General features: G+C 73.4%; 28 protein-coding genes and 1 pseudogene. 15 read left to right on the top strand and 14 right to left on the bottom strand.

The window, feature by feature from the left end:
* Positions 1–17: 17 nt before the first annotated feature.
* Both R2E43_RS03965 and R2E43_RS03955 read right to left on the bottom strand, forming a co-directional pair.
* Positions 18–296: pseudogene (locus R2E43_RS03965) on the bottom strand (oligopeptide/dipeptide ABC transporter ATP-binding protein); the annotation flags it as partial.
* Positions 297–483: 187 nt separating this feature from the next.
* Positions 484–1,929, bottom strand: a complete 1,446-nt coding sequence (locus R2E43_RS03955) for a glyceraldehyde-3-phosphate dehydrogenase (RefSeq protein ID WP_003972104.1) — start codon at positions 1,927–1,929, stop codon at positions 484–486.
* A gap of 211 nt (positions 1,930–2,140) precedes the next feature.
* On the opposite strand from R2E43_RS03955, the gene R2E43_RS03950 reads away from it, so the two are divergent.
* Positions 2,141–2,551, top strand: a complete 411-nt coding sequence (locus tag R2E43_RS03950; RefSeq protein WP_003972103.1) for an SseB family protein — start codon at positions 2,141–2,143, stop codon at positions 2,549–2,551.
* A 33-nt stretch (positions 2,552–2,584) separates the two neighbouring features.
* Here R2E43_RS03950 and R2E43_RS03945 read toward each other — a convergent pair whose 3' ends face one another.
* Entirely contained in the window at positions 2,585–2,992 is a 408-nt protein-coding gene (locus R2E43_RS03945) for a MarR family winged helix-turn-helix transcriptional regulator (protein ID WP_003972102.1), read from the bottom strand.
* Positions 2,993–3,121: 129 nt separating this feature from the next.
* Here R2E43_RS03945 and R2E43_RS03940 point away from each other — a divergent pair, with 129 nt between their 5' ends.
* The 5 genes from R2E43_RS03940 (at position 3,122) to R2E43_RS03920 (ending at position 5,674) form a co-directional block, all read left to right on the top strand.
* Complete coding sequence (locus R2E43_RS03940) at positions 3,122–3,409, top strand: helix-turn-helix domain-containing protein (protein WP_016327912.1); 288 nt, start codon at positions 3,122–3,124, stop codon at positions 3,407–3,409.
* 212 nt (positions 3,410–3,621) lie between these two features.
* Positions 3,622–4,086: a fluoride efflux transporter CrcB gene (gene crcB / locus R2E43_RS03935; protein WP_011031398.1), complete on the top strand. Its 465-nt coding sequence runs from the start codon at positions 3,622–3,624 to the stop codon at positions 4,084–4,086.
* A complete protein-coding gene (locus R2E43_RS03930) occupies positions 4,083–4,427 on the top strand; it encodes a DUF190 domain-containing protein (protein ID WP_319706176.1) in 345 nt (114 codons plus the stop codon). The genes crcB (R2E43_RS03935) and R2E43_RS03930 overlap by 4 nt, the downstream gene beginning before the upstream one ends.
* Positions 4,424–4,798 (top strand): fluoride efflux transporter CrcB, encoded by a 375-nt coding sequence (gene crcB, locus R2E43_RS03925; protein ID WP_121714964.1) that lies wholly within the window; start codon positions 4,424–4,426, stop codon positions 4,796–4,798. The genes R2E43_RS03930 and crcB (R2E43_RS03925) overlap by 4 nt, the downstream gene beginning before the upstream one ends.
* 39 nt (positions 4,799–4,837) lie before the next feature.
* Positions 4,838–5,674: an undecaprenyl-diphosphate phosphatase gene (locus R2E43_RS03920; RefSeq protein WP_003972097.1), complete on the top strand. Its 837-nt coding sequence runs from the start codon at positions 4,838–4,840 to the stop codon at positions 5,672–5,674.
* A 22-nt stretch (positions 5,675–5,696) separates the two neighbouring features.
* On the opposite strand, the gene R2E43_RS03915 is transcribed toward R2E43_RS03920, so the two are convergent.
* Entirely contained in the window at positions 5,697–6,755 is a 1,059-nt protein-coding gene (locus R2E43_RS03915; protein WP_319706180.1) for a fatty acid desaturase family protein, read from the bottom strand.
* A gap of 135 nt (positions 6,756–6,890) precedes the next feature.
* Here R2E43_RS03915 and R2E43_RS03910 point away from each other — a divergent pair, with 135 nt between their 5' ends.
* Positions 6,891–7,823 (top strand): glutaminase, encoded by a 933-nt coding sequence (locus R2E43_RS03910; protein WP_003972095.1) that lies wholly within the window; start codon positions 6,891–6,893, stop codon positions 7,821–7,823.
* 31 nt (positions 7,824–7,854) lie between these two features.
* On the opposite strand, the gene R2E43_RS03905 is transcribed toward R2E43_RS03910, so the two are convergent.
* On the bottom strand, positions 7,855–9,030 hold the full coding sequence (locus R2E43_RS03905) for a D-alanyl-D-alanine carboxypeptidase family protein (protein WP_162483876.1): 1,176 nt from the start codon (positions 9,028–9,030) through the stop codon (positions 7,855–7,857).
* A gap of 124 nt (positions 9,031–9,154) precedes the next feature.
* Positions 9,155–10,402 carry a transcription termination factor Rho gene (gene rho / locus R2E43_RS03900; protein ID WP_332055911.1) on the bottom strand — a complete coding sequence of 416 codons (1,248 nt, stop codon included), beginning with the start codon at positions 10,400–10,402 and terminating at the stop codon, positions 9,155–9,157.
* A gap of 253 nt (positions 10,403–10,655) precedes the next feature.
* On the opposite strand from rho, the gene R2E43_RS03895 reads away from it, so the two are divergent.
* Complete coding sequence (locus R2E43_RS03895; protein WP_332057104.1) at positions 10,656–11,483, top strand: methyltransferase domain-containing protein; 828 nt, start codon at positions 10,656–10,658, stop codon at positions 11,481–11,483.
* Here the strand turns inward: R2E43_RS03895 and R2E43_RS03890 are convergent.
* Complete coding sequence (locus R2E43_RS03890; RefSeq protein WP_003972091.1) at positions 11,399–11,818, bottom strand: nuclear transport factor 2 family protein; 420 nt, start codon at positions 11,816–11,818, stop codon at positions 11,399–11,401. The genes R2E43_RS03895 and R2E43_RS03890 overlap by 85 nt on opposite strands.
* Before the next feature lie 80 nt (positions 11,819–11,898).
* Here R2E43_RS03890 and R2E43_RS03885 point away from each other — a divergent pair, with 80 nt between their 5' ends.
* Positions 11,899–12,486 (top strand): PadR family transcriptional regulator, encoded by a 588-nt coding sequence (locus tag R2E43_RS03885; RefSeq protein ID WP_011031405.1) that lies wholly within the window; start codon positions 11,899–11,901, stop codon positions 12,484–12,486.
* 4 nt (positions 12,487–12,490) lie between these two features.
* Entirely contained in the window at positions 12,491–13,216 is a 726-nt protein-coding gene (locus R2E43_RS03880; RefSeq protein WP_030865670.1) for a class I SAM-dependent methyltransferase, read from the top strand.
* Between the two features lie 9 nt (positions 13,217–13,225).
* Here the strand turns inward: R2E43_RS03880 and R2E43_RS03875 are convergent, their stop codons facing one another.
* The 6 genes from R2E43_RS03875 to R2E43_RS03850 all read right to left on the bottom strand — a co-directional run bounded on the left by R2E43_RS03875 (position 13,226) and on the right by R2E43_RS03850 (position 17,902).
* The gene (locus tag R2E43_RS03875; protein ID WP_003972088.1) at positions 13,226–13,987 is read right to left on the bottom strand and encodes a GntR family transcriptional regulator; all 762 of its coding nucleotides are present in this window, start codon (positions 13,985–13,987) and stop codon (positions 13,226–13,228) included.
* Positions 13,988–14,111: 124 nt separating this feature from the next.
* Positions 14,112–15,080: an acetylxylan esterase gene (locus R2E43_RS03870; protein WP_003972087.1), complete on the bottom strand. Its 969-nt coding sequence runs from the start codon at positions 15,078–15,080 to the stop codon at positions 14,112–14,114.
* A gap of 117 nt (positions 15,081–15,197) precedes the next feature.
* A complete protein-coding gene (locus tag R2E43_RS03865) occupies positions 15,198–15,782 on the bottom strand; it encodes an Rv1733c family protein (protein ID WP_003972086.1) in 585 nt (194 codons plus the stop codon).
* Between the two features lie 152 nt (positions 15,783–15,934).
* Positions 15,935–16,717, bottom strand: a complete 783-nt coding sequence (locus R2E43_RS03860; RefSeq protein WP_374105162.1) for a ferredoxin reductase — start codon at positions 16,715–16,717, stop codon at positions 15,935–15,937.
* Positions 16,710–17,315, bottom strand: coding sequence for a sulfite oxidase-like oxidoreductase (locus R2E43_RS03855; protein WP_011031407.1), 606 nt, complete (start codon positions 17,313–17,315; stop codon positions 16,710–16,712). Before R2E43_RS03855 ends, R2E43_RS03860 begins: the two co-directional genes overlap by 8 nt.
* Before the next feature lie 50 nt (positions 17,316–17,365).
* Positions 17,366–17,902 carry a MarR family winged helix-turn-helix transcriptional regulator gene (locus R2E43_RS03850; RefSeq protein ID WP_191850826.1) on the bottom strand — a complete coding sequence of 179 codons (537 nt, stop codon included), beginning with the start codon at positions 17,900–17,902 and terminating at the stop codon, positions 17,366–17,368.
* A 261-nt stretch (positions 17,903–18,163) separates the two neighbouring features.
* On the opposite strand from R2E43_RS03850, the gene R2E43_RS03845 reads away from it, so the two are divergent.
* On the top strand, positions 18,164–19,006 hold the full coding sequence (locus R2E43_RS03845; protein WP_189284613.1) for a putative protein N(5)-glutamine methyltransferase: 843 nt from the start codon (positions 18,164–18,166) through the stop codon (positions 19,004–19,006).
* Here the strand turns inward: R2E43_RS03845 and R2E43_RS03840 are convergent.
* Positions 18,996–21,104, bottom strand: a complete 2,109-nt coding sequence (locus R2E43_RS03840) for a SpoIIE family protein phosphatase (RefSeq protein WP_332055910.1) — start codon at positions 21,102–21,104, stop codon at positions 18,996–18,998. The genes R2E43_RS03845 and R2E43_RS03840 overlap by 11 nt on opposite strands.
* Positions 21,105–21,380: 276 nt before the next feature.
* Here R2E43_RS03840 and R2E43_RS03835 point away from each other — a divergent pair, with 276 nt between their 5' ends.
* The 4 genes from R2E43_RS03835 (at position 21,381) to R2E43_RS03820 (ending at position 25,483) form a co-directional block, all read left to right on the top strand.
* Positions 21,381–22,277 (top strand): hypothetical protein, encoded by an 897-nt coding sequence (locus R2E43_RS03835; protein ID WP_003972080.1) that lies wholly within the window; start codon positions 21,381–21,383, stop codon positions 22,275–22,277.
* 92 nt (positions 22,278–22,369) lie between these two features.
* The gene (locus tag R2E43_RS03830; RefSeq protein ID WP_003972079.1) at positions 22,370–22,741 is read left to right on the top strand and encodes a hypothetical protein; all 372 of its coding nucleotides are present in this window, start codon (positions 22,370–22,372) and stop codon (positions 22,739–22,741) included.
* Between the two features lie 110 nt (positions 22,742–22,851).
* Positions 22,852–24,867 carry an NADPH-dependent 2,4-dienoyl-CoA reductase gene (locus tag R2E43_RS03825; RefSeq protein ID WP_332055909.1) on the top strand — a complete coding sequence of 672 codons (2,016 nt, stop codon included), beginning with the start codon at positions 22,852–22,854 and terminating at the stop codon, positions 24,865–24,867.
* A gap of 64 nt (positions 24,868–24,931) precedes the next feature.
* A complete protein-coding gene (locus R2E43_RS03820; RefSeq protein ID WP_265700894.1) occupies positions 24,932–25,483 on the top strand; it encodes a PadR family transcriptional regulator in 552 nt (183 codons plus the stop codon).
* Positions 25,484–25,501: the final 18 nt, after the last annotated feature.

The following is a 25,501-nucleotide window of genomic DNA, read 5'->3' as shown; positions in this document are numbered from 1 at the left end:
CCGGACGGGGCGTGCCCTCACACGCATGCCCCGGCCCGGGCTGGCCGATACCCGTCAGCCTGCGCCTCCGCTGCCGCCGGGAAGACGGTGGCGCAGGCGTCGTCCGCCTTCCAGCAGCGGGTGCGGAACGGGCAGCCGGACGGCGGGCGGGTGGCCGAGGGCACCGGGCCGTGCGGCACGATCCGCCCGGGGCGTTCCGGCAGGCTCAGCGTCGCGGAGAGCGGCGCCTCGGCGTACGGGTGCCGGGAGGCGCCGGAGACCTCGGCGGCCCCGCCCTCCTCGACCACGCGGCCCAGGTCGGCGCTCGCCGCCCCGGTGATCGCCGAGGGCCGTGTCGCTACGCCCGAGCAGGCCGCCCGGGCGCTCGCCGCGGGTGCGCACAGCGTCGTCGTCGGCTGAACCGGCGCGCACGAGGGGCGGTGGGAACCCGTGTCCCACCGCCCCTCGCGCGCTCGCGCCCCGCGTCGCCCCGACCGGACCGGATCAGACCGCCGGAGCCGGGTACGTGGGGTACTCCACCCCGGAGACGTGCTGCACGACGCGGACGACCTGGCAGGAATAGCCGAACTCGTTGTCGTACCAGAGGTAGAGGATCGCGTTGTCGCCCTCGACCTTCAGCGCGCCCGCGTCCACGATCGAGGCGTGGCGCGAGCCGATGAAGTCGCTGGAGACGGCGTCGGGCGCGCCGATGAAGTCGATCTGGCGCTTGAGCGGCGAGGTCAGCGACACCTCGCGCAGGTGGTCCACGACCTCCTCGCGGCTCGCCTCGCGGGCCAGCTGGAGGTTGAGGATGGCGATCGACACGTCCGGTACGGGCACCCGGATCGAGCTGCCGGTGATCCGCGCCTTCAGGTCGGGCAGTGCCTTGGCGACCGCGGAGGCGGCGCCGGTCTCCGTGATGACCATGTTCAGCGGCGCGCTGCGGCCACGACGGTCCGACTTGTGGTAATTGTCCAGCAGGTTCTGGTCGTTGGTGAAGGAGTGCACCGTCTCCACGTGACCGCGCAGCACGCCGTACTCGTCCTCCATCGCCTTCAGCGGCGGGACGATCGCGTTGGTGGTGCAGGACGCGCAGGACAGGATCCGCTCGTCCGGCTTGATGGTGTCGTGGTTGACGCCGTGGACGATGTTCGGGACGTCGCCCTTGCCCGGAGCGGTCAGCACGACCTTGTCGATGCCCGGACGCAGGTGCTTCGACAGGCCCTCGCGGTCGCGCCACTTGCCGGTGTTGTCGATGAGGATGGCGTCCTTGATGCCGTACGCCGTGTAGTCGACCTGGGCCGGGTCGTCCGCGTAGATCACCTTGATGGCGTTGCCGTTGGCGAGGATCGTGCTGTTGTCCTCGTCGACGGTGATCGTGCCCTGGAACTGGCCGTGCACGGAGTCGCGGCGCAGCAGCGAGGCACGCTTGACGAGATCCTGCTCCCCGCCGCCCCGGACGACGATGGCACGCAGCCGGAGCCCGTTGCCCGACCCGGCCTTCTCGATGAGCAGGCGGGCGACGAGCCGGCCGATGCGGCCGAAGCCGTACAGGACGACGTCGCGCCCCTCGCGCCGGTCGATCTTGTTGGCGCCGGTGGCCCCGGCGACGGCCTCGGCCGTGAACTCCTCGACCGACAGACCGCGGTCGTCGGTCCGGTAGGTCGCGGCGAGCATGCCGATGTCGATCTGCGAGGGACCGAGGTCCAGCGCGGTGAGCGCGCGCAGGAAGGGCATCGTCTCGGTGACCGACAGCTCCGCCCCGGCGATCTGGCGGGCGAAGCGGTGGGTCTTGAGGATGCTGACCACCGACTTGTTCACCAGGGAACGGCTGTGCAGCAGGATCGTGACGTCCTGCTCCCGGTGCAGCTTCCCGATCATCGGGATCATCGATTCCGCGGTCTCTTCGCGGTGCTTCCAGTTGGTGAACGAGTCGTCGTTGACAGTCACGTCTCTATCTTTCGAGCTAGGCGGCGCTCATATGCTAACCCCACCGCGTTACTGATCGATCAAGTGGGCCCCTTGCTGATCAGATGAGTACGGGATCGTGCGCGTGGCTCGAACAGGGTTGCGCCGTGGGTGACCGGGTACGCGAGGCTGGACCGCGTCCGCGCCGATCGTCCGTGCGGGCCGCAACGCCGCCGCTACCAGGGAAAATGCCATGGAGACACCTGCGAACGACCACCCCGTGACACCCGCGCAGCGGGCACTGGACACGCTCGCCGAGACCACCGAGACCGCCGACAACACGGCGGCGCTCGACACGCTCGCGAGCAGTGACGTCCTCGTGCCGGTGCCCGACGACGCGAACGACCAGGACGCCGCCGACCCCGGGATGCTGGCCCTGCCGGTCCTGGAGCAGCAGGGCGGGGGCCAGGTGGTGCCCGTGTTCACCTCGGAAGTGGAGATGGCCGACCTGCTGCCGTACGTCTCCCGCTACCGCATGGTGCCGCTGGGCGCCCTCGCCGCGCAGTGGCCGGCCGACGACCTGTCACTGTCCATCGACGCCGGCTCGGAGCACCGCCTCACCCTCACCTCGGACGGTGTGCGCACCCTGCTGGCCCGCACCTGAGGCCGAGGCCGGGGCGAAGGCCCGCGCCCCCGGTCAGGGGCGGGGGCCTTCGTCGTCGCCGAGCGTGCGGGCCAGCGCGGCCCGCTGCAGCGGCAGTATCTCCGCGTGCAGCTCCCGGCCCCTGGAGGTCGGCGTGACGTACACGCCGCGCCGGTCCTCCGCGCACATGGAGCGCCGGACCAGCCCGTCCTTCTCCAGCCGGGCGATGAGCCGGGACAGCGCGCTCTGACTGAGGTGGACCCGGCCGACCAGGTTCTGCACCCGGCACCGGTCGCCGTCGTCGGGCGCCCCCGTCACGAGGAGGTCGAGCACCTCGAAGTCGCTCGCGCCCAGCCCGTGCGGGTGCAGGGCCCGGTCGATCTCGCACATCGTGCGTGCGTGCACCGACAGGATGTCCCGCCACCGTTCCTCGAGCGGCGCACCGGCCGTCCTGGCTCCCATGACTGAACGGTAGCACCGGAACCGATATTGGTTGAATGTGCAAATGGCCCGGTTGCCGGACAACCGGGGTCCGGCCGCGGGAAGGTGGAGGGACACGGTACGGGCGGGCCCGCACGGAGGGAGGACGAGATGCTGAGGACCCCCGTGCACGGCACGCGTCTCGACATCCTGGAGTGGCTGAAGGACCCGGCCGCGCACTTCCCGCCGCAGCGTCACGCCGACCCCGCGGAGCACGGTGTCCACGCGGGCCCCGTCGCCGCCAGGCTGGGCGTCTCCCGCCGGGTCGCCGAGACCCACCTCGGGCTGCTCACCCGTCTCGGCCTGCTGCGCGCCACCCGGATCCGCCGCCGCACCTACTACCGGCGCGACGAGGTGCGGATCGCCGAGGTGGCCCGGATGTTCGAGAAGGGATGGTAGGCGCGGACGCCTCCCGCCGGGACCGGAGCGCCCTCCCGGAGTGACCCGGACGCCGCCCCGGCGTTACGCTGAGCATCAGCCGCGGCCCGCAGGGGCGCGGCGCGGCGGTGGGGCCCGCCGTACCCCAACCGCGGCTCGGACGCCGCCAACGGTCCCTACTTGACTAGCGCAGGAGGGCATCCCCCTGCCCGGCGAGTAGGAGACGTACGACCATGACAGTCCCGAGGACCGGGCGCCCCGGCGGCATCCGGGCCGCCGCCCCGAGCCGGTCCGGATGGCGCACCCAGGCACCCGTCGTCGCGGTCGTGGCCCTGGGCGGGGGCACCGGAGCCGCCGCCCGCTACGCGGCCTCCCTCTGGTGGCCGACACCGGCCGGGGGCTTCCCCTGGACGACCTTCGGGGTCAACGCCGTGGGCTGTGCCGTGATCGGCGTGTTCATGGTGGTCATCACCGAGGTCCGGCCCGCCCACCGTCTGGTCCGGCCCTTCTTCGGCACCGGTGTGCTCGGCGGCTTCACCACCTTCTCCACCTACGCCGTCGACAGCCGGTCCCTGTTCGCCGACGGCCGGCTCCCCACCGGCCTGGCCTACCTCGCCGCGACCCCGCTCGCGGCACTCACGGCGGTGTGGCTCGCCGCATGGGCGGCCCGCCGGGTCCTGAAGTGGAGGCAGTCATGACGAGGCTGACCGGCAGCGCCCTGCGCCTGACCGTGTACGTCGGCGAGAACGACACCTGGCACCACCGCCCCCTGTACTCGGAGATCGTCCACCGCGCCCACGCCGCGGGCCTCGCCGGTGCCAGCGTCTTCCGCGGCGTCGAGGGCTTCGGTGCCTCCTCGATCGTCCACACCACCCGGCTGCTGTCCCTGAGCGAGGACCTGCCGGTGGCCGTCGTCGTCGTCGACACCGAGGAGCGGGTACGGGGCTTCCTGCCGCTGCTCGACGAACTCGTCACCGAGGGCCTGGTCACCCTCAACCCGTGCGAGGTCGTCAGGTACGAGGGCCGGAGGCCGTCGTGAACTGGCTGCTGGTCGTCGCGGGCGGCATGATCGGCGCCCCGCTGCGCTACCTCACCGACCGCGCCGTGCAGTCCCGGCACGACTCCGTCTTCCCCTGGGGCACCTTCACGGTGAACGTGATCGGCAGCGTCGTCCTCGGCCTGCTGACCGGCGCCGCCCTGGCCGGAGCGGTCGGCTCCGACCTGCGGCTGCTGCTGGGCACCGGCCTGTGCGGCGCCCTCACCACCTACTCGACCTTCTCCTACGAGACGCTCCGGCTGACCGAGACCGGCGCGCGCCTGCACGCCGCGGTGAACGTGGGGGGAAGCGTGGCGGCCGGCCTCGCGGCGGCGTTCGCGGGGGTGACTCTGGCCGACGCGCTCTGGACCTGACGCCGGGCACACAGCTTGGTGTAGTAGGAACTGGATGCCATGAGCGCCATCAGCATCGGTCAGGCCGTCGTCCTCGGAGCCGTCGAGGGGGTGACCGAGTTCCTGCCCGTCTCCTCCACCGGACACCTCAAGATCGTCGAGGGGCTGATGGGCATCCCGGTCGACGACGACGCCGTCATCGGTTTCTCCGCGGTCATCCAGGTCGGCGCGATCGCCGCCGTGCTCGTCTACTTCTCCAAGGACATCATGCGGATCGTCTCCGCCTGGGGCCGCGGGCTGCGCGACCGCGAGGAGCGGTACCACCACGACTACAGGTTCGCCTGGTGGGTCATCTACGCCACCATCCCCATCGTCCTCGTCGGCCTGGCCGCCAAGCCCCTGATCAAGGGCCCGCTCGCCTCGCTGTGGGTGGTGGCGGGCTCGCTGATCGTCGGCAGTGGCGTGATGTGGTGGGCCGACCGCACCGGCCGGCACAAGCGGGGCGAGGACGACACGTCCTTCAAGGACGCCATGCTGGTCGGCGGCTCACAGATCCTCGCCCTGCTCTTCCCGGGCTTCTCCCGTTCCGGCGCCACCATGTCCACCGCGCTGATGCTCGACCTGGACCGGGTCGCCGCCACCCGGCTGTCCTTCTTCCTCGGCATCCCGGCCCTGACCGGAGCCGGGCTCTACGAGCTGAAGGACGCCCTGGGCACGGGAGCGGGTGCCGCGCCCCTGGCGGTCGGCACCCTCGTCTCCTTCGTGGTGGCCTACGCCTCCATCGCCTGGCTGCTGAAGTTCGTCGCCAAGCACACCTTCAACTCGTTCGTCGTCTACCGGATCGCGGTCGGCGTCCTGCTGTTCGGGCTGCTGGGCACCGGCGTGCTGCACAGCTGACCGCCGCGCAGCCGACCGCTGCTCAGCGAGCGGCGCGCAGCGGCTCCCCAACGCTCCTCATGTGCCGCAGGGCCTCGCGGTGCGAGGCCAGCAGCCCCGTCTGGTGGTAGGGCACGCCCAACTCGGCGCAGTACGCCTCGGTGATGGCCTGGGCCCGGCCGAGGGCGGGGGTCGGCATACTGGGGAACAGGTGGTGCTCGATCTGGTAGTTGAGGCCGCCCATGAAGGCGTCGACGAGCGCACCGCCCCGCACGTTGCGGGAGGTCAGGACCTGACGGCGCAGGAAGTCCAGCCGCATGCCCTCCTCGATCATCGGCATGCCCTTGTGGTTGGGGGCGAAGACCGAGCCCAGGTAGATCCCGAACAGTCCCTGGTGGACGGCGAGGAAGACGAGCGCCTTGCCCGGGGAGAGGACCGTGAACAGGCCGCCGAAGTACACGGCGAAGTGGGCGACGAGCAGCGTGCCCTCCAGGACCGGCCGTTTCACGGCCCGGCTGCCGAGCGCCTTGAAGCTGTTGAAGCTCAGGTTCAGGCCCTCCAGCGTCAGCAGCGGGAAGAACAGGGCCGCCTGGTGCCTGCCGACGAACCGCGGCAGCCCGGTCGCCCGGCTCGCCTGACCCCGCGACCACACCAGGATGTCGGGGGAGACGTCCGGGTCCTTCTCCTCGTGATTCGGGTTCGCGTGGTGGCGGGTGTGCTTGTTCATCCACCAGCCGTAGCTCATGCCGAGCAGCAGGTTGGCCGTCAGCAGACCGCCCGCCTCGCTGGGGCGCCGGCGCGTGAAGACCTGCCGGTGGGCGAGGTCGTGGGCGGCCAGTCCGAGCTGGCCGAAGACGACGGCGAGGGCGACCGCGACGAACAGCTGGCTCCAGCTGTCCCCCAGGGCGACGAACGCGGCGACACCGCCGGCGAGCGCGAGGGCGACGGCGCCGAAGCGGACCGTGTAGTACAGCGGGCGACGCCGGAGCAGCCCCGCGCCGGCTATTCGCCGGGAGAGTTCGGAAAAGTCGCTTCCCCTTTCGCGATCCTTCTCCTGTGCGGGCGTGGGCAGGCTCTCGATGAGCACCGTTGGGTTGGCCATGCGCCACAGTATGTGGGCTGGCCTTCGGCGGGGGGATGACGGCTACCCCCGAAGTGGGGGTGAGGCCAGCACCACCCCGGTGCGGGGGTCCACCCACCGCGGGCCTCCCGCCGCCCGGGCCGGCCCGGAGGGAGAATGGCGATCATGAGCACACCGACGACCTTCCGGCCGGTCCTGGAGCGCATCGCCGAGGAGATCGAGCGGACCCCGGGCAGCGGCCGGCCCGCCGACTACATCCCCGCCCTCGCCGCCCGCGACCCGCGCCGCTTCGGCATGGCCGTCGCTGAGCTGGACGGCACGGTCTACGGGGTGGGGGACTGGCGGGAGCCGTTCTCCGCGCAGTCCCTCACCAAGGTCTTCACCCTCGCCCTCGACCTGGCCAGGGAGGGCGACGCCCTGTGGGAGCACGTGGGCCGCGAGCCGTCCGGCAACCCGTTCAACTCCCTGGTGCAGCTGGAGTACGAGAACGGCATCCCGCGCAACCCGTTCATCAACGCGGGCGCCCTCGTCGTCACCGACCGGCTGCACACCCGCACCGGCGACGCGGCCGGCGAACTGCTCGCCTTCCTGCGCGCCGAGAGCGGCAACCCGGACCTCGGTCACGACGAGGAGGTCGCCGCCTCCGAGGCCGCGCACGGCGACCGGAATGCCGCGCTGGCGCACTTCATGGCGTCCTACGGCAACATCGACAACCCCGTCCCGGTGCTCCTGGACCAGTACTTCCGCCAGTGCTCCGTCGCCGCGTCCTGCGCCGACCTGGCCCTGGCCACCGGCTTCCTGGCCCGGCACGGCATCCGTGCGGACGGCACCCGGCTGCTCAGCCGCAGCCGGGCCAAGCAGATCAACGCGGTGATGCTGACCTGCGGGACCTACGACGCGGCCGGCGACTTCGCGCACCGGGTGGGTCTGCCGGGCAAGAGCGGGGTCGGCGGCGGCATCATCGCGGTGGTGCCGGGGCACTGCACGCTGTGCGTGTGGGGCCCCGGCCTGGACGAGCGGGGCAACTCGGTGGCCGGGGTGGCGGCCTTGGACCGCTTCACGACGCTCACGGGGCTGTCGGTGTTCTGAACGTGCGTGGCGCTCCCGTCGGCTGCCGTCGTCAACTGCCGTCGTCCCGGACGAGCTTGATCCGCAGGGCGAGCGCCATGACGCCCGCGCCGAGCCCCGCGACACCGAGGATCGCGCCCGTCTCCGGCCAACCCGGCACGTCCTCGGCCGGCTTCGCCGCGCTCACCGCCGCGGGTACGGCCTGCGGTCCCTGCCGGGGCCGGTGGTCCTCGGGGTCCAGTGAGCCCACCGGGTCGACCTCGCCGGCCGCCTCGAAGCCCCAGTCGAGCAGTGCCCGGGCCTCCTCGTAGACGGCGTGGCCGCCGCCCTCCTGCGGGTTCATCACCGTGACGACCAGGGTCCGTCCGTCGCGGCGGGCGGCGGCGATGAGCGTGTTGCCCGCGTTGCTGGTGTAGCCGTTCTTCACCCCGATCAGCCCCGGGTACGGCTGCACGCCGTCGGCCCCGGTGAGCAGCCGGTTGGTGTTCATGATCCCGTACGAGCTCCCGTCGCGGCCGGGGAACATCGCGTCGACCTTGGCGCAGTACCGCGCGAAGTCGGGACGCCGCAGCCCTTCCCGGCCGAAGACGGCCAGGTCGTACGCGGAGGAGACCTGGCCCGGGGCGTCGTACCCGTCGGGCGAGCGGACGTGGGTGTCGCGGGCGCCGAGGGCGCGGGCCTCGGCCTGCATCCGGGCCGCCGTGGCGCTCCACCCGCCGGTGAGCGAGGCGAGCACGTGCACGGCGTCGTTCCCGGAGTTGAGGAAGACGCCGTTCCACAGGTCGGAGACGCGGTACGTCTGGCCCTCGACGACACCGACCAGGCTGCTGCCCGGACCGATGCCGGACAGGTCCTCGGGGCCCACCTCGTGCCGGATGCCGCCCGGCAGCGCGGGCAGCACCGTGAGCGCGAACAGCGTCTTGAGGGTGCTGGCCGGGGGCAGCTCGCGGTGGGCGTCGTTCGCCGCCAGCACGTCGCCCGTACCGGCGTCGGCCACGACCCAGGACAGGGCGGAGACTTCGGGAACCCGGGGCGCCGCGGGGTGCGGCCGGACCTGCGTGCCGGAGCGGTACAGCGGCGACGACCGGGGCGCCGCCGCATCGCCGGGCGGACCGGGGTCCGGCCGCCCCGCGCGGGCGGCCGCGGTGGCGGGCACGAGCGTCAGCAGTCCTGCCGCGCAGAGCATGCAGGTGGCTCGAACCGCCCGGGATGAGAATCCGATAGTCATACCGCAAACGTAGGAACGGCCCCTCACGTCGCCACGCTGACCGGGCCGGGTCCGCCCCGCAAACACCCGGATGCCGTAGCGCGGGGCAGACGGAGGTGCCGGCCGGTGCCGTCGGCGAGAGGTGTCAGCCCGCGGGCAGCGTCGGCTGGACCTGTCGCAGGAACGTGGCGTTGTCCGGCGTCCGGCGCAGCCGCTCCAGCAGGGTCTCCAGGCCGGACTGCCCGTCCCGGGCCACCAGGGCCCGCCGCAGCCCGCGCAGGGCGGTCGTCTCGGCACCGGACAGCAGCAGCTCCTCGCGCCGGGTGCCCGAGCCGACCGGTTCGACGGCCGGGAAGACCCGGCGGGAGGCCGGCTCCCGGCTCAGCCGCAGTTCCATGTTGCCGGTGCTCTTCAGCTCCTCGAAGTAGAAGTCGTCGGCACGCGAGCCGGTCTCGACCAGGGCGGTGGCGAGGATGGTGAGGGAACCGCCCTCCTCCGCCTTGCGGGCCGCGCCGAAGAACCGCTTGGGACCCAGCAGCGCCCCGGCGTCGACGCCGCCGCTGAGCGTGCGGCCGCCGGAGGAGGCGGCGTTGTTGTGCGCCCTGCACAGCCGGGTGAGGGAGTCGAGGAGGATGACGACGTCCTCGCCGGCCTCGACGAGCCGCTTGGCCCGCTCGATCACCAGCTCGGCGAGCGCGATGTGCTGCCTGGCGCTCCGGTCGAAGGTCGAGGAGTAGACCTCGCCGCGTACCGAGCGCCGCATGTCGGTGACCTCCTCGGGGCGTTCGTCGAGCAGCACCACCATCAGGCGGGCCTCGGGGTGGTTGCCGGCCACCGCGGCGGCGAACTGCTGGAGGAGGACGGTCTTGCCGGTCTTCGGCGGGGCGACGATCAGTCCGCGCTGGCCCTTGCCGACCGGGGCGAGCAGATCGACGACGCGTCCGGCGAGACCGGCCGCCGGGTGTTCGAGCCGCAGCCGCTCGTGCGGGTGCAGCGGGGTCAGGTCGGCGAAGTGCGGCCGGCTCCGCCGGTCGGGCGTACGCCCGTTGACGCGGACGACGTCGGTCAGGGTGCGCCGGTCGCCGCACACCCCCTCGACGAGGTCGCCCCTGCGCAGCCCGTGCCGGCGGATCAGTGCGGGGGAGAGGGCCGGGTCGGCCGGCTCGGGCTGGAGGTTCCTGCCGCGCAGGCGCCCCTTGCCGCCCGTTTCGATGTCGAGGACACCGCTCGCGATGTCGGCCGGGGCGTGCTGTACAGGGGGGTGCTCGAGTGTGGTGGTCATGTGGTCGGTCCTTTCGAGGACACGGGCATGGGACATGCGCAAGGAAGGGAAGAGCCGCGCGAGGGGTCGGACGACACGCCTCCGGACGGCGGGGAACAGCACCTCGGACACGGCGGGAACGGGGCCCCGCTCACGAGGTTGTGCTGAGAAGCGGACGTGCCGGTCGCATCAGGACGAGCAGATCCGCGAACCGAAGGGAAACTGGCACCGGCGCCCGATCGAGGGGCGTACACGAGTGCTGAAAGCACTGTACCACGGTGCCCAGCCCCGGCACGTGCTGAAGGTGACGGGGGGCCTCGGGGGTCGTCACGGGACCTCGGAGCCGATCCGCCCGGTGATGCGCCGCCGGTGCTCCGGGCACTGGGTGACGTCGTCGTACTCGCGGTCCAGGCCGCCCTCGATCGGCTCCAAGGAGGCCTCGGCCGCCGCGATTCTCGACCGGAGCTCCTCGGCCTCGGCCCGGGAGCGGTGGCCGGAGGGCGAGTTCCGGAAGGCGGGAGCGGAGGAACTGCCCTTCGCCGAGGGAAGCGTGCGAGGCTACCGCGCGGAGACGGTCTTCCGCGTACTCCAGGAACCGGAACGCGCGGTGGCGGAGGCGCGACGGATCCTCTGTCCGGGCGGCCGGATCGTCCTGGCCGGTCGGGACCGGGACGCCATCATGATCGACTCGGGCGACCCGCAGCTCACCCGCGCGATCCTGCCCGCCCGCGCCGACCTCCTGAGCACGCCCGCGCCGGCATCCAGTACCCGGGCCTGCTCCTGGTCGGCGGCTTCGACGATGTCACGGTCGAGTTCGACGATGTCACGGTCGAGGTCCACACCCTCGTGTTCACCGACCCCGCGACGCCGTCGCTGCTCGCGAGGCTCGCCGAGCCGGCCTGCGCGGGCGGCGCCGTCGACCGCGACCGCGCGGACCGGTGGCTCGCGGAGCAGCGCCGACGCGGGCCGCTTCCTCGTCGCCATCCCGTTCTTCGTGGCCTCTGCTTCCGCCCGGGCGCCGTGCCTCCCCCGCCTCCCGTGCGGTGCGTCCAGTCGGCCACGACGACTGGGCCCCGCGGGTCCCGTGCGAGGCTCGGCCCGCCGGACCCCGCGGGTCCCGTTCCGGGTTCAGTCCGCCGAAGCCGCCCGGGCGTCCTGCCTCTCCTGTGCTTCCTCCGCGATCCGCTCGAACTGCGCGGCCATGGCCGCCTGAAGGGCCTGGGCTCCCGAGAGCGGGCGCACCATCACCGTCAGTTCGGCGATGCGGCCGGACGCGTCCAGGTGCAGGAAGTCGCAGCCGCTGATCTCGCGGTCGCCCACCCGCGCCGCGAAGAGCAGGGCGTGGTCGCGGCCGTCCGCCTCGCCGATGACCCGTTCGTAGCGGAAGTCCTCGAAGACGCGCTCGACCGCGCGCAGGATCGCCGCCGTGACCGCCTTGCCCCGGTAGGGCTTGAAGACGACGGGGCTGGAGAAGACCACGTCGTCGGCCAGCAGTGCTTCGACGGCGTCCATGTCGTGTGCCTCCACCGCCGCGCGGAATGCCCGCATCGCCACTCCTTCATACTCAACTCTTTGAATAGGTGTGGAGTAGAGTAGTCGGCCTGGACCCCGCTTGCTAGCGTGTCGACATGTCTCTCAAGTACGCCGTCCTGGCCGCCCTGCTCGAGGGCGAGGCCTCGGGCTACGAGCTGTCCAAGGTGTTCGACGTGTCGCTCGCCAACTTCTGGCCCGCCACGCCGCAGCAGCTCTACCGGGAGCTGGAGCGCCTCGCGGGCGACGGACTCATCGAGGCGCGGACCGTGCCGCAGGAGCGCAGGCCCACCAAGCGGCTGTTCTCGCTCACCGAGGCGGGCCGGGAGCAGCTCGGCGTCTTCGCCGCCGCGCCGACCCGGCGGCCCACCGCCATCCGCGACGAGTTCCTGATCAAGATGCAGGCCATGGACGGCGTCGACCCGGCGGCGGTCCGCGCGCTGGTCGAGGAGCGCAGGGCCTGGGCGCTGGGCAAACTCGCCCGCTACGAGCGGGTGCGGGAACGCCTCCTGGACGGCCGCACCGAGGAGGAACACCTGCGGGACGCCGACCGTGTCGGGCCCTACCTCACCCTGGCCGCCGGCATCACGTTCGAGCGGGAGAACGCCCGCTGGTGCGAGCGCGTACTCGCCGTGCTCGACGAGCGCCGCGCTCCCGCGGGGCCCGCCGGACAGCCCCTAGGCTGACCGGATGTTCAGCTCCGAAGGCCCCACCCTGCGCGAACTCGCCGTCCAGGCACTGTCCTCGGTCGAGCGGGGCTACGACCTGCTCGCCCCGAAGTTCGACCACACGCCGTACCGGACGCCCGACCGGGTGCTGGACGCCGTGGCCCGCGGGCTGGAGCCGCTGGGACCCTTCGCCGCCGGGCTCGACCTGTGCTGCGGCACCGGCGCGGGCGTCGAGGTGCTGGCCCGGGTGTGCCAACGGGACGTGACCGGGGTGGACTTCAGCGCGGGCATGCTGGAGGTCGCGCGCCGGCGCACCCTGCCCCCGGGCCCGGAGGTCTCCTGGGTGCGCGCGGACGCCCGCGCCCTGCCCTTCGGCCCCGCCTTCGACCTCGTGGTGAGCTTCGGGGCGTTCGGGCACTTCCTGCCCCGCGAACTGCCGGGCCTGTTCGGCCAGGTGCGCTCCGTGCTCCGGCCGGACGGCTGCTTCGCCTTCCCCGTCGCAGCCCCGCCCAGGCCCGGCTCCCCGGGGTACTGGACGCTGCTCGGCTTCGACGCCGCGATGCGGGTGCGCAACGCGCTGTGGCGGCCGCCGTTCGTCATGTACTACCGGACGTTCCGGCTCGGGGCCGTGGGCCGCGAGCTGTCGCGGGCCGGCTTCCGGACGGACCTGCACGCCCTGCCCGAGTTCGGACGCCGCCCCGACGGCAGCCCGCGGGCCCGGCTGGTCGTCGCCCGGCGGCTCCCGTAGGACGACGGGTCAGCCGGCCGCCGGCAGCGTGAACTCGTAGACCAGGGCGTCCTGCCGGGTGTCCACCAGGAGGTCGGTGATCTCCAGCGGTCGCGCGTACTGGTCGTGCACCCGCCGCACGACCCGGACCGACGCGGTGTCGGGCTGGAGCGTGATGGTGTCCCGGTGGTGCAGCGTCAGGCCCGCGCGGCGCATCCAGTCGTAGGCCCGCCGCAACTGCGCGCAGGCGATCCCGTCGGCCCGGTCGCGGTAGCGGGCCAGTTCCTCGACCTCGGCCAGCGCCACCGCGGAAAACGATGTCACCGCGGTCCGCCTGCCGTTGCCCGCGGCCGTCGCCGACGTGTAGTGGTGCATCAGGGTCGGCCGGCCCGGCACCAGCCCCAGCGCCGCGGCGTGCTCCGGCGGCGGCGTCCCCCAGACGACGGTGGCCCGGTCGCCGGTGCGCGGCTCCGCCGCCCGGGCGCCGACCGGGAAGACCAGGGGTGCCGCGCTTCCGGCCGGCGGCCCCGGCAGGGCGACGTGGCTGCCCCGCCGGTCGGTGGTGAGCAGACCGTCGCGGCGCAGCACGTCCAGGGCCTGCCGCACGGTCTCCCGGCTGACGCCGAAGTGCTCCGCCAGCCGGCGCTCGCCGGGCAGCCGTTCACCCGGGGGGACGGTCCCGTCGCGCAACTCGCCGAGCAGTTGGTCCGCCACCCGCCGGTACAGGGGCGGCGGGGCGTCGGCGGGTGCCGGATCGGCGGGGGACGGGTCGTGCGGGGTGGTGCGGGCCATGCCGCGCCTCCTGTTGATGACGTACGGTAGCCGCGCGGGCTCGGTGCGCCACCAGGATTACCATTGGTCTAAACCAGCTGGGAAGTCCGGTCCGCCGGTTCGGCCGAAACACCACCCACGGACCTCAGGCGTGGCGGCTCAGCCAGCGCAGCTTCGCGGCCTCCTGGTACGGCCCCCCGCCCTCGTGATCGTTGAAGTCGTACACCTCGATCGTCTTGTCCTCGTGCGTCCAGGCGTTGAACGCGGCGAAAACGGTCGACGGCGGGCAGGTCTGGTCCTCCAGGGCGGCCGAGAACAGGGCCGGGGCCCGCCCTCGCGCCGCGAAGTGCACGCCGTCGAAGTACGACAGCGTGCGCAGCGCGTCCCCGGACCGGCCGCGGTGGGTCTTCAGGTACAGGCCGACCTCGCGGTAGGGATGCCGGTCGGTGAGCGTGGTGGCGCGCGGGAAGTCGCACAGGAACGGCACGTCCGGCGCGACGGCGGCCAGGTCTCGCACCAGGCCGCCGACCGCTATCGTGATGCCGCCGCCCTGGCTCGCGCCCAGCGCGACCGTGCGGGAGGGGTCGGTCAGCGGGTGGGAGCGGGCCGCCTCGACGGCGCGCACGGCGTCGGTGAAGACCCGGCGGTAGTAGTAGTTCTCCGGAGCGTCCAGACCGCGGGTCATGAACCCCGGGTACGCGGGCGTACCGCCGACGGGGTCCGCGGTGCCGCCACCGCCGCCCCAGGCGCTGCCCTGGCCCCGGGTGTCCATCACGAAGTGGGCCCGGCCGGTGGACGCCCACAGCAGGTGCTCGTGCGGCAGCCCGCGCCCGCCGCCGTACCCGACGAACTCCACGACCAGCGGCAGCGGCTCGGCGGCCGCGGCCGGCAGGGTCAGCCAGGCCTTCACCGGGTGACCGCCGAAGCCGGCGAACGTCACGTCGTACACCCGCACCGTGGACAGTCCCGTGTCGACGGGTTCGAAGCGGGCGTCCAGATCGTGCTCGCGGGCCTCGGCGAGCGTCTTGCTCCAGAACGCGTCGAAGTCCTCGGGCTCGGCCGACGCGCTGCGGTAGGTGTGGAGTTCGTCGAGCGGGAGGTCGAACAGGGCCATCGAGAACCGCCTTTGCGGGGAGACGCGGCAGACCGTACGGATGATCACACGGTACGTGAGCGGCTCGCGGAAACGCCAGGTCCGGCCGCCCTCCGGTACCGCGCGGGCGGGGCGCCGTCAGGCCCGCCGGTGGGTCCACTGCGGCTCCGTGAGCGCCCAGTCGCGGTCCCACTCCGCCATGCGGTGACGCATGGCCACCGCGCGTACGGCGCGATGCGCGAGGAGCACCGTGAGCACCGTCCCGATGGTGGTGAACGAGCCGATGGTGGCGCTGTGCTGCCAGATCTCGGCACTGTCCGACGGCGGGGGCACGCTCTGGCCGCGGGAGTCCAGCCACACGTCGACGGTGTCACCGTGCCGGGTGTCGGCCGGCACCCGCGCCGTGGTGCTCTTCTCCGTGCCGTCCGGTGCCTTCCAGTGGACGGTCGCACGGTACGTGTGCTGTCCGCCGAGCTCTCCGGTCGACAGGGTGCCGGGGGTGCGGTCCACCACCGTGGCACGGACGTGGTGCCGCTCGGCCCGCTGCTCCGCCACGATCGCCTGCGCCTGCCCGTGGCCCCACCACGCGGTGGCGGCACCGAGCGCCGGCGCGGCCACGAACAGCAGGAGGGCGACGAGCACCTTGGTCCACGCCTCGACGACGTCCGACCGGCGCCGCAGCGGATTGCGCCGCCAGTGCCGGCCGCGTATCCGGGTTCGCATGTCGACCTCCCCGCGATCACCGCGACCGGAGGAACGGACGGACGGCCGTCGAGCGCGGGGGCCGCCGCGCCTTCGTGTCGCGCCACGTGTGCGAGTGCCCGCACTGGACTGGTACCCACTCCTGCGGGCCTCGCTCACGAACCGGGCGGGGATCAGCCGAAGCGTTCGATCCGGATCCGGTCCACCGGCTGGCCGGCCGCCACCAGCAGCCGCGACGCGTGCTCCGCGAACGCGTTCGACCCGCACACGTAGGCCTCCCATCCGCCGGCGGGCGGCTCGGCGAGGAGCGGCGCCACATGCGCGGACGCCAGCCGGCCCACGGGCGCCCCGGCCGGCGCCGTGCGGGTGAACACGGGCGTCGTCTCCGCGCCGAACTCATCGGCGTAGATCAGCTCCCCGGGGCCGCGCGCGGACACGAGGAGCCGCAGCGGCACGGTGAGCCCCCGCGCCCGGTGGTGCCGCACCATCGACATCAGCGGTACGACCCCGGACCCGGCGCCCAGCAGCAGGGCGGGCCGGTCGCCCGGCCAGGCGAAGAATCCGCTGAGCGGGCCGCGCACCTCGATCTCGTCGCCGGGCCGCGCCACCGTGTGGAACCAGCCGGACACCTCCCCGTCGGGCACCCGGTCCAGGGTCAGCTCGATGTGCCCGGAGTCGTCCGGTGCGGACGCCAGCGAGTAGTGGCGCTGCGCCCGGTAGCCGTCCTCGGCGGTGAGCCGCAGCATCAGGTGCTGGCCGGGCAGGTGGCCCGCCCAGCCGGGCACGGCGAAGCGGAAGGTCGACGCGCGGGGCGTCTCGCGGCGGATCCCGGTGAGCGTGGCCGTCTGCCACGTCCCGGCCACCCGGCCGTTCACCTCGATGCGCCCGGGCACGGCGAACCGTGCCGGGGGAGCGGGGGCTCCCGCCCCCGTCGTGTGCGTGGCCGTCTCAGTCACCGGAGTACCGCTGCTCCTCCCAGGGATTGCCGCGGGCGTGGTAGCCGTTCTGCTCCCAGAAGCCCGGCTCGTCGTGGTCGAGCAGCTCGAGCCCCGCGATCCACTTCACGCTCTTCCAGAAGTACAGGTGCGGGACCACCAGCCGCGCCGGACCGCCGTGCTCGGGGGCCAGCGGCTGCCCGTCGTACTCCCACACGATCCAGGCCCGCCCGCCGGTCAGGTCCGCGAGCGGCAGGTTCGCGGTGTAGCCGGTGTGCGCGTGGGCGACGGCGTGCGTGGCCGACGGCAGCGGACCCGCCGCGTCCAGGAAGGCGTCCAGCGACACGCCCCCGAACCGCACCCCGAACTTCGACCAGCCGGTGACGCAGTGGATGTCGCCCGCGTACCCGGAGGCCGGCAGCAGGCGTGCCCCGGCCAGGTCCCAGGTGCGGGGCTCGGCCACCAGACCGCCCACGCGGAAGGTCCAGTCGGCGGGCGCGATCTCGGGAGTGACCTCGGCGGACAGCACGGGCCAGTCGTCGCCCGCGTCGTACTGACCGGGCGGCAGTCCCGGCCGGGCGGCGCGCGGACGCCCGGTGAAGCCTCGGGTGGTGTTCATGGGGTGGGGCCTTTCGGGCCGTCGGGGCGGGCTGCCCGCGGCCGGCGTGATCAGTGCGTACTCGTCCAACCGTACGTGTCCGCAGCCCCTGCCCGGTCCCGCTCCGCGCCCGGGGCCGCGTCCGGCCACGCGTTGTACCGCTCCAGATACGCGGCGAAACGGAGCAGCTCCTCCTCGGGCCAGTCGGCGAGCCGCTCGCGGAAGGCCGCCCGCCGCCGCTCGGTGACCCGGTCCAGGACGTCCCGTCCGGACTCGGTCAGATGCAGGACCTGGACGCGGTGGTCGTCCGGGTCGACGCGCCGCTCGATCAGTCCGGCGCGCTCCAGCGCGGACACCTGGCGGCTGACGGTGGACTTGTCCAGGGCGTAGTGGGCGGCCAGGTCCGTGGCCCGGCGGCCGTCCCGCTCCTCCAGATGCCCGAGCAGCGTGTACGACACCAGGGACAACTCGGGGTGCATACGGCCCGCCGAGGCGCGGGCCCGGCGGGCGAAGACCGTCATCTCGCGCTGGATGGTCTCCACGGCCGCGTCCGCGGGGCATCCGCCGGGAACGACGGTCGTCTCGTCCGGTGTCTCGGCAGCCGTCACAGCTCCTCCTCCGCGTTGCTGGTTGCACAGTACAACTTTGACGAGGAGGTCCCGGGAGTCAACCACCTGCGGGACCCCTCGGGATCTGATCATTGGGGTAGTGTGTCCGTCGGCCGCGGACCGCCCCGGCCGTCGGACGACTGGGAGGTGAGACCGATTACCGCTGCGTCGGCCCGGGTGCTCTCACCTCACGGCAGTGCGGTCACCGGAGACGAGTGACCGCGAGAGCGCCCTTCGGTTCCCGAAAGGCTCTCGGCTTCCATGCCTCCCACTTTCCCCGCTTCGCCCACCCCGGCGTCCTCACCCGCCCCCTCCGCGCTCTTCTCGGCGTCCCTCCCGTCGCGTGACGCCGTCGTGGCCGCGCTGCGCGCCGCCGGCTGCGTCTTCGCCGAGGACGAGGCCGCGCTCATCCTGACCACCGCCCGCACCGCCGCCGACCTCACCGCACTGGTCGGCCGCCGCGTCGGCGGCCTGCCCCTGGAACTCGTCCTGGGCTGGGCCGAGTTCCGCGGCCTGCGCATCGCGGTCGCGCCCGGTGTCTTCGTGCCCCGCCGCCGGACCGAGTTCCTGGTCTCCGAGGCCCTGGCCCACGCACCGCACGCGAACGTCGTCGTGGACCTGTGCTGCGGGTCCGGGGCCGTCGGAGCGGCACTGGCGGCCGCCCTGGACCGGCCCGAGGTGCATGCCGCGGACGTCGATCCGGTTGCCGTGCGCTGCGCCCGCGGCAACCTGGCGGACGCGGGCGGCCGGGTGTACGCCGGTGACCTGTTCGACGCGCTGCCCGACGCCCTGCGCGGCCGGGTGGACATCCTCGCGGCCAACGTGCCGTACGTGCCCACCGGCGAGGTCGCCCTGCTGCCCGCCGAGGCCCGCGACCACGAACCGCTGGTCGCCCTCGACGGCGGCACCGACGGCCTCGACGTGCTGCGCAGGGTCGCGGCCGCGGCGCCCGGCTGGCTCGCCCCGGGCGGCTGCCTGCTGGTCGAGACGAGCGAACGCCAGGCACCCGACGCCGTCGGCGCCTTCACCCGGGCAGGTCTGGCCACCCGCCTCGCGGTCTGCGAGGAGCTGTACGCCCATGTGGTGATCGGCGTCAGGGACTGAGCGTCCCGCCGCCGCGCCGCGCCGGTGGTGTGGCCCGGGCGATCAGCAGGGCCACGTCGTCGGAGTTCTCCGGCTCGTGCAGGGTGCGCAGCAGCAGGTCGCAGACCTCCTCCAGCGGGCGGTCCGGGCCCTCCAGCAGGGCGAGGAGCGCGGCCAGCCGCTCGTCCAGCGGATGCCTGCGCGTCTCGACCAGGCCGTCGGTGTAGAACACCAGCCGGTCGCCCGGCTCCAGGCCGACCTCGGTGGTGGAGAAGGCGACGCCGCCCACCCCGAGCGGCACCCCGGTGGGCAGGTCGAGCAGCTCGGGCGGCCGGCCGGCCCGCAGCCGGACCGGGGGCAGATGCCCGGCGTTGGCGATCAGGCACCGCCGCCGGTGCGGGTCGTGGACGGCGTACAGGCAGGTGGCGATGGCCTGGTCCAGGCCCGCCGTGGTCCGCTCCAGGTGCCCGAGCAACTGTGCGGGGTCCAGCTCCAGGGCGGCCAGGGTGTTCGTCGCGGTGCGCAGCCGCCCCATGGAGGCCGCCGCCGCGATGCCGCTGCCCATCACGTCGCCCACCACGAGCGCGGTCCTGCCGCCCGCCAGCTCGATCACGTCGAACCAGTCGCCGCCGACCTCGCTGGTGCCCCCGGCCGGCTGGTACCGGGAGGCGACCTCGAGGCCGCCGGTCACCGGCGGATGGCTCGGCAGCAGGCTGCGCTGGAGGGTGAGGGCGGTGTCGCGGGCGTTCTGGTACCAGCGGGCGTTGTCGATCTGCAGCGCCGCCCGCGCGGCCAGCTCCCGGGCCAGCAGCAGGTCGTCCTCGTCGAACGGCAGGGGGTTGGAGATCCGCTTCAGGTCGAGGGCGCCGAGCACCTCGCCCCGCGCGATCAGCGGCACGGCCAGGTACGAGTGGACGCCCGCCCGGCGCAGCAGCTCGGCCGCCTCCGGCGAGCGGGCGATGCGTCCCAGGTCCTTGCGCGTCACCCGGGACACCAGCACCGGCCGGGCGGTGCGCACGCACTCGGTGACCAGGCGGTCCGGTGCGTACCGGGCGACGCCGCCGGGCGGGTCGGCGGCCCGCAGGGCGTCCCGGGCCCCGTCGTCCGCGCGAACGGCCAGCGCCCTGATCACCGCCGGTTCGGCCGGACCCAGGGTGCTGCGCCGGCCCTCCACCACGGCGTCCAGCAGATCCACGGCGGCGACGTCCGCGAGGCCGGGCACCGCCACGTCGGCCAGCTCGTACGCGGTGCGGTCCAGCCGCAGCGTGGTGCCGATCCGCGCCGAGGCGTCCGCCACGGCGGCGAGCCGGCGCCGCGCGCCCTCGGCCTCGGCGGCCGTCCGGTACTGCTCGGTCACGTCGACGATCGAGACGGCCACCCCCAGCACGGCGCCCAGGGCGTCCTCCAGCCGGTACAGCGACACCGACCAGGCGTGCTCCTCGTCCGGGTCGGCGGGCGTCCGCCCGGTCGCGGGCAGGTCGACCACCGGGCGCCCGGTCTCCAGCACCCCGCGCGCCGCCGCCTCCAACGGGTCGGCGTCCACCTGCGGCAGCAGTTCGCGGACCGTCCGGCCGAGGTGCTCCTCGGCGGGGATGCCGTTGAGCCGCTCCAGGGCCGGGTTGACCGAGACGTACCGCAGGTCGGTGTCCAGGACGGCCAGCCCTATCGGGGACTGCATGATCACCCTCGTGGACAGGGCCACGTCCCGCTCCAGCCGGCGGACCGTCGACTGGTCGGCCGCGAGCCCCAGGGCGTAGACGTCCCCGCGGTCGTCGACGAGCCGCATGTTGCGGAACTCGACCAGCCGGGTGCTGCCGTCCTTGTGCCGGACGGGGAAGGCGCCCGCCCAGCTCCGGCCGGTCTTCATGACGTCCCCGAACAGTCTCACGACCAGGTCGAGATGGCGTTCGTGGACCATGATGCGGGCGGCGTACTGACCCAGCGCCTCCGGTGCGGACCAGCCGAACAGTTCCTCGGCCTGCGGGCTCCACAGGACGATCCGGCCCTCGGTGTCCAGCACGATCGAGGCCACGTTCAGCAGGTCGAGCAGCCCACTGGGCCGCACGGGTCCGCGCGGCGACGGCTCGCCCTCGAACCCGGCAGACCCCGCTGCACCCATCCCACGCCCCGCCTTCACCGTCCGACGCGGCACGCCCGTCGCTGCCGGCCCCCTGTTCTACCGCGTTCCACCGCGTGAAGGGCCGGTACGGCCGGGGCTCCGCCGTCCCCTCCCAGCATCTCCCCGCAGGCCGGGGACCGCCGCACGAAGCGCCGGGGACCGCCGTACGAAGGCGTCCGGAGTTGGTCTGTACATGACTCTATGGACGGTCCAGACTGTGCGCCGAGTGTCTCCCGCCCGCCCGTGCCGCCCGGCCACCCCCACCGAGGAGCCCCCATGCCCCTGCGCGCCCGGCAACGTTGTCACACCGCCCTGACCGGACTCGCCGTCCTCGCCCTCTCCGTCGGCCTCGCGGGTCCGGCACGGGCGGACGCCCCGGCCCCCGCCGCCCGGACCGCCGACACCTGGACCGAGGTGGGCTCCGACCGTGCCGACCCGCTCACCGAGAGCCAGGGCCTGGCCTCGGTCGAGGTCCCGGCCGGCAGCCCGAACCGCTACACCGGGATCGGCACCATCCCGTTCGGCCTCAGCACCCGCGGCTGGAACCACGTCGGCGACCCGGACGCGTCCTACGACGGCCACTACGTCGAGCCGTACCAGCGCGACGACGGGAACACGAAGATGTTCCGCGTGCAGGCCCCGGACGGGAGCTGGGCGGAGTACGTGCACACGCTGAGTCCCGGGGAGGCGCTGAACAACTCGTGGTCCGCCGTCTCGCCCGACGGGCAGTGGATGCTGGCGGGGGAGTGGGGCACCATGAACCGGCTGCTGGTCTTCCCGAACCCGGGCGTCAACCCCGCCACCTCGCCCTCGGCCAACCTCCCGCAGGCGGCCACCGTCCACCTGGACCACGCCGTGCGCGACGTCCAGGGCTGCGACTTCCTGGACGCCACCACGCTGCTGTGCTCCTCCGACGACCCGGAGGGCGCGCTCTTCGGCATCACCAAGCCGCTCCTGCGGATCGACCTGTCGGCGGCGCCGGACGGCACCGCCGATGTCACCGGACACGTCACCGCGCTGCGGCAGCTGCCCCTGCGCAGCGCCTGCTCGGGCGGCTTCGAGGCGGAGGGCGTCGACTACGACCGGCGTACCGGCACCCTGCGCGTGATCGTCGTGTCGCCGGGCTTCTGCGTGCTGACGGACAGCAAGACGTACCGGTTCACCCGGGGCTGACCCGGCCCCTTCGCGCCGGGCCGCCGGTGGTGCTTTTCTGGTGGTATCGGCGAGAGCGGTTTCGGTCACGACCACGAGAGGGAGCGATCACGATGGACGGTGAGCGACTGCATCCGGAGTCCGTCTCGGTGGAGCTCAGCGGATGCAGCAAGGAGGACGCCCGGACCGTGTTCGACACCCTGTGCGCGTGCTACTCCTCCGACCGGCACGCGGGCGACGTGACCCGGGAGTACGACGAGGTGCGTCCGACCGTGTGGCTCGGCACCTTCGACGTGGCCGACGCCCGCGGGGGCGAGTGCGGCCCCGCCCGGCTCGGGGCGTCCGTGGAGGCCGACGCGCAGGGCGGCTACTGGGCGATCGAGAGGCTGCGCACCACCCTGGACTCCCTGTTCACCGTGCGCGACCTGAGCCAGGCCTCCGGGGACCAGGAGCGGGAACTGCACGTACGGCTCGAAAGCCGCTGACGGAGCCCTCCGGCGCCGGTGTGGCGTGCGCCGCGTCTTTGTGCAACTAGTTGCACAAAGACGCGGCGGTCCTCTACAACAGAGGCACCACACCCCGCACGGAGGGCCCGATGAGCCGTTACCCGCACCTGCTGAGCCCGCTCGACCTGGGCTTCACCACGCTCCCCAACCGGGTCCTGATGGGCTCCATGCACGTCGGCCTGGAAGAGGCCGAGCGCGGTTTCGAGCGCATGGCCGCCTTCTACGCCGCCCGGGCCCGCGGGGGAGTCGGTCTGATCGTCACCGGCGGCATCGCCCCCAACGACGAGGGCCGCCCGTACGAGGGCGGCGCCAGGCTCACCACCGGGGCGGAGGCGGAGCAGCACCGCGTCGTCACCGACGCCGTGCACCGCGAGGGCGGCCGCATCGCCCTCCAGATCCTGCACTTCGGCCGCTACGCCTACCACGCCGACCTGGTCGCCCCGAGTGCGCTCCAGGCCCCGATCAGCCCGCACGTCCCGCGCGAGCTGACCGACGCCGAGGTGGAGCGCACCATCGACGACTACGTCCGCACCGCCCGCCTCGCCCGCGAGGCCGGATACGACGGCGTCGAGATCATGGGCTCCGAGGGCTACCTGATCAACGAGTTCATCGCCGCCCGCACCAACCACCGCGGCGACCGCTGGGGCGGCTCGTACGAGAACCGGATGCGTTTCCCCGTCGAGATCGTCCGCCGGGTGCGCGAGGCGGTCGGCGCGGACTTCATCGTCGTCTACCGCCTGTCCATGCTCGACCTGGTGCCGGGCGGCTCCACCCTGGACGAGGTGATCACCCTCGCCAAGGCCGTCGAGGCCGCCGGAGCCACGATCATCAACACCGGCATCGGCTGGCACGAGGCCCGCATCCCCACCATCGCCACCTCCGTGCCCCGCGGCGCCTACACCTGGGTGACCAAACGCCTCATGGGCGAGGTCTCGGTCCCGCTCGTCACCACCAACCGCATCAACACCCCCGAGGTCGCCGAGGCGCTGCTCGCCGAGGGCACCGCCGACATGGTCTCGATGGCCCGCCCCATGCTCGCCGACCCGGACTTCGTCGCCAAGGCCGCGGCCGGCCGCGCCGAGGCCATCAACACCTGCATCGGCTGCAACCAGGCCTGCCTGGACCACACCTTCAGCGGGCAGATCACCTCCTGCCTGGTCAACCCGCGCGCCTGCCACGAGACCGAGCTGGTCCTGGCCCCGACCCGGCGGCGCAAGCGCGTCGCCGTCGTCGGCGCCGGACCGGCCGGACTGGCCTGCGCGGTGAGCGCCGCCGAACGCGGCCACGAGGTCACCCTGTTCGACGCGGCGAGCGAGATCGGCGGACAGCTCAACGTCGCCCGCAAGGTCCCCGGCAAGCAGGAGTTCGACGAGACGCTGCGCTACTTCCGCACGCAGCTCGCGGCGCACGGCGTCGACGTACGCCTGAACACCCGCGTCGGCGTCGCCGACCTCACCGGCCACGACGAGGTCGTCGTCGCCACCGGCGTCACCCCGCGCACGCCCGACATCCCCGGCGTCGACCACCCCTCCGTCGTCGGCTACCTCGACGTCCTGCGCGACGCCGCCCCCGTCGGCGAGCGCGTCGCGATCCTCGGCGCGGGCGGCATCGGCTTCGACGTCGCCGAGTACCTCACCGACGGCGGCGACAAGGCCCACGAGGACCCGGAGACGTACTTCCGCCTCTGGGGCGTCGACACCGACTACCGCGCCCCCGGCGGCCTCGCCGCGCCCGAGCGCCCCGCACCGCCGCGCACCGTCCACCTGCTCCAGCGCAAGACCAGCAAGGTCGGCGCCGGGCTCGGCAAGACCACCGGCTGGATCCACCGCACCGAGCTGAGGCACCGAGGCGTCACCATGGTCCCGGGCGTGCGCTACGACCGGATCGACGACGCCGGGCTGCACATCACCGTCGGCGACGAGTCCACCGTGCTGGAGGTCGACACCGTCGTCCTGTGCACCGGCCAGGAGCCCAGCCGCGGCCTGTACGACGACCTGGTCGCCGCCGGACACCGCGCGCACCTCATCGGCGGCGCCGACGTGGCCGCCGAACTGGACGCCAAACGCGCCGTCAAACAGGGCACCGAGCTGGCGGCGGCGCTGTAGGAGAGGTACCGACGGAGGGCGGGAGGAGCGCGGGCGGAGGACGGGCCGTCCCTAGGATGAGGCCATGTCACTCCCGCACGCGATCCTCACCGCCCTGGTCGAAAAGCCGTCGTCCGGGCTGGAGCTGACCCGCCGGTTCGACAGGTCGATCGGCTACTTCTGGTCGGCGACGCACCAGCAGATCTACCGCGAGCTGGGAAAACTGGAGGCGCAGGGACTGATCCGGGCGCTGCCCGACCAGCAGCCGGCCCGCGGCCAGAAGAAGTCCTACGAGGTCCTGCCCGCGGGCCGCGCCGAACTGTCCCGCTGGGCCGCAACCCCGCAGGACCCCAAGCCGCTGCGGGACACGATGCTGCTGCGGCTGCGCGCGGCCGCCGTGGTCGGCACCGCCGGCGTCGAGGCGGACCTGCGACGCCATCTGGAGCTGCACGAGCGGCAGTTGGCCGAATACGAGGAGATCGAGCGGCGCGACTTCCCGCCCGGCCGGGACAGCCCCGAGGACCGGCTGCGGCACCTGGTGCTGCGGGCCGGCATCGACCTGGAGACGTTCTGGACCCAGTGGCTCGTGCACGCGCTGGCCGAGTTCGCCGAACTGCCCGGCGACGAACCGGCCTGACGGCCTTCCCTGGTGCCC

Source organism: Streptomyces violaceoruber (genome assembly GCF_033406955.1).
GTDB classification, from domain to species: domain Bacteria; phylum Actinomycetota; class Actinomycetes; order Streptomycetales; family Streptomycetaceae; genus Streptomyces; species Streptomyces violaceoruber.
The sequence above is the reverse complement of the archived record's forward strand: the minus strand, read 5'-3'. Positions and strand labels throughout refer to the sequence as shown.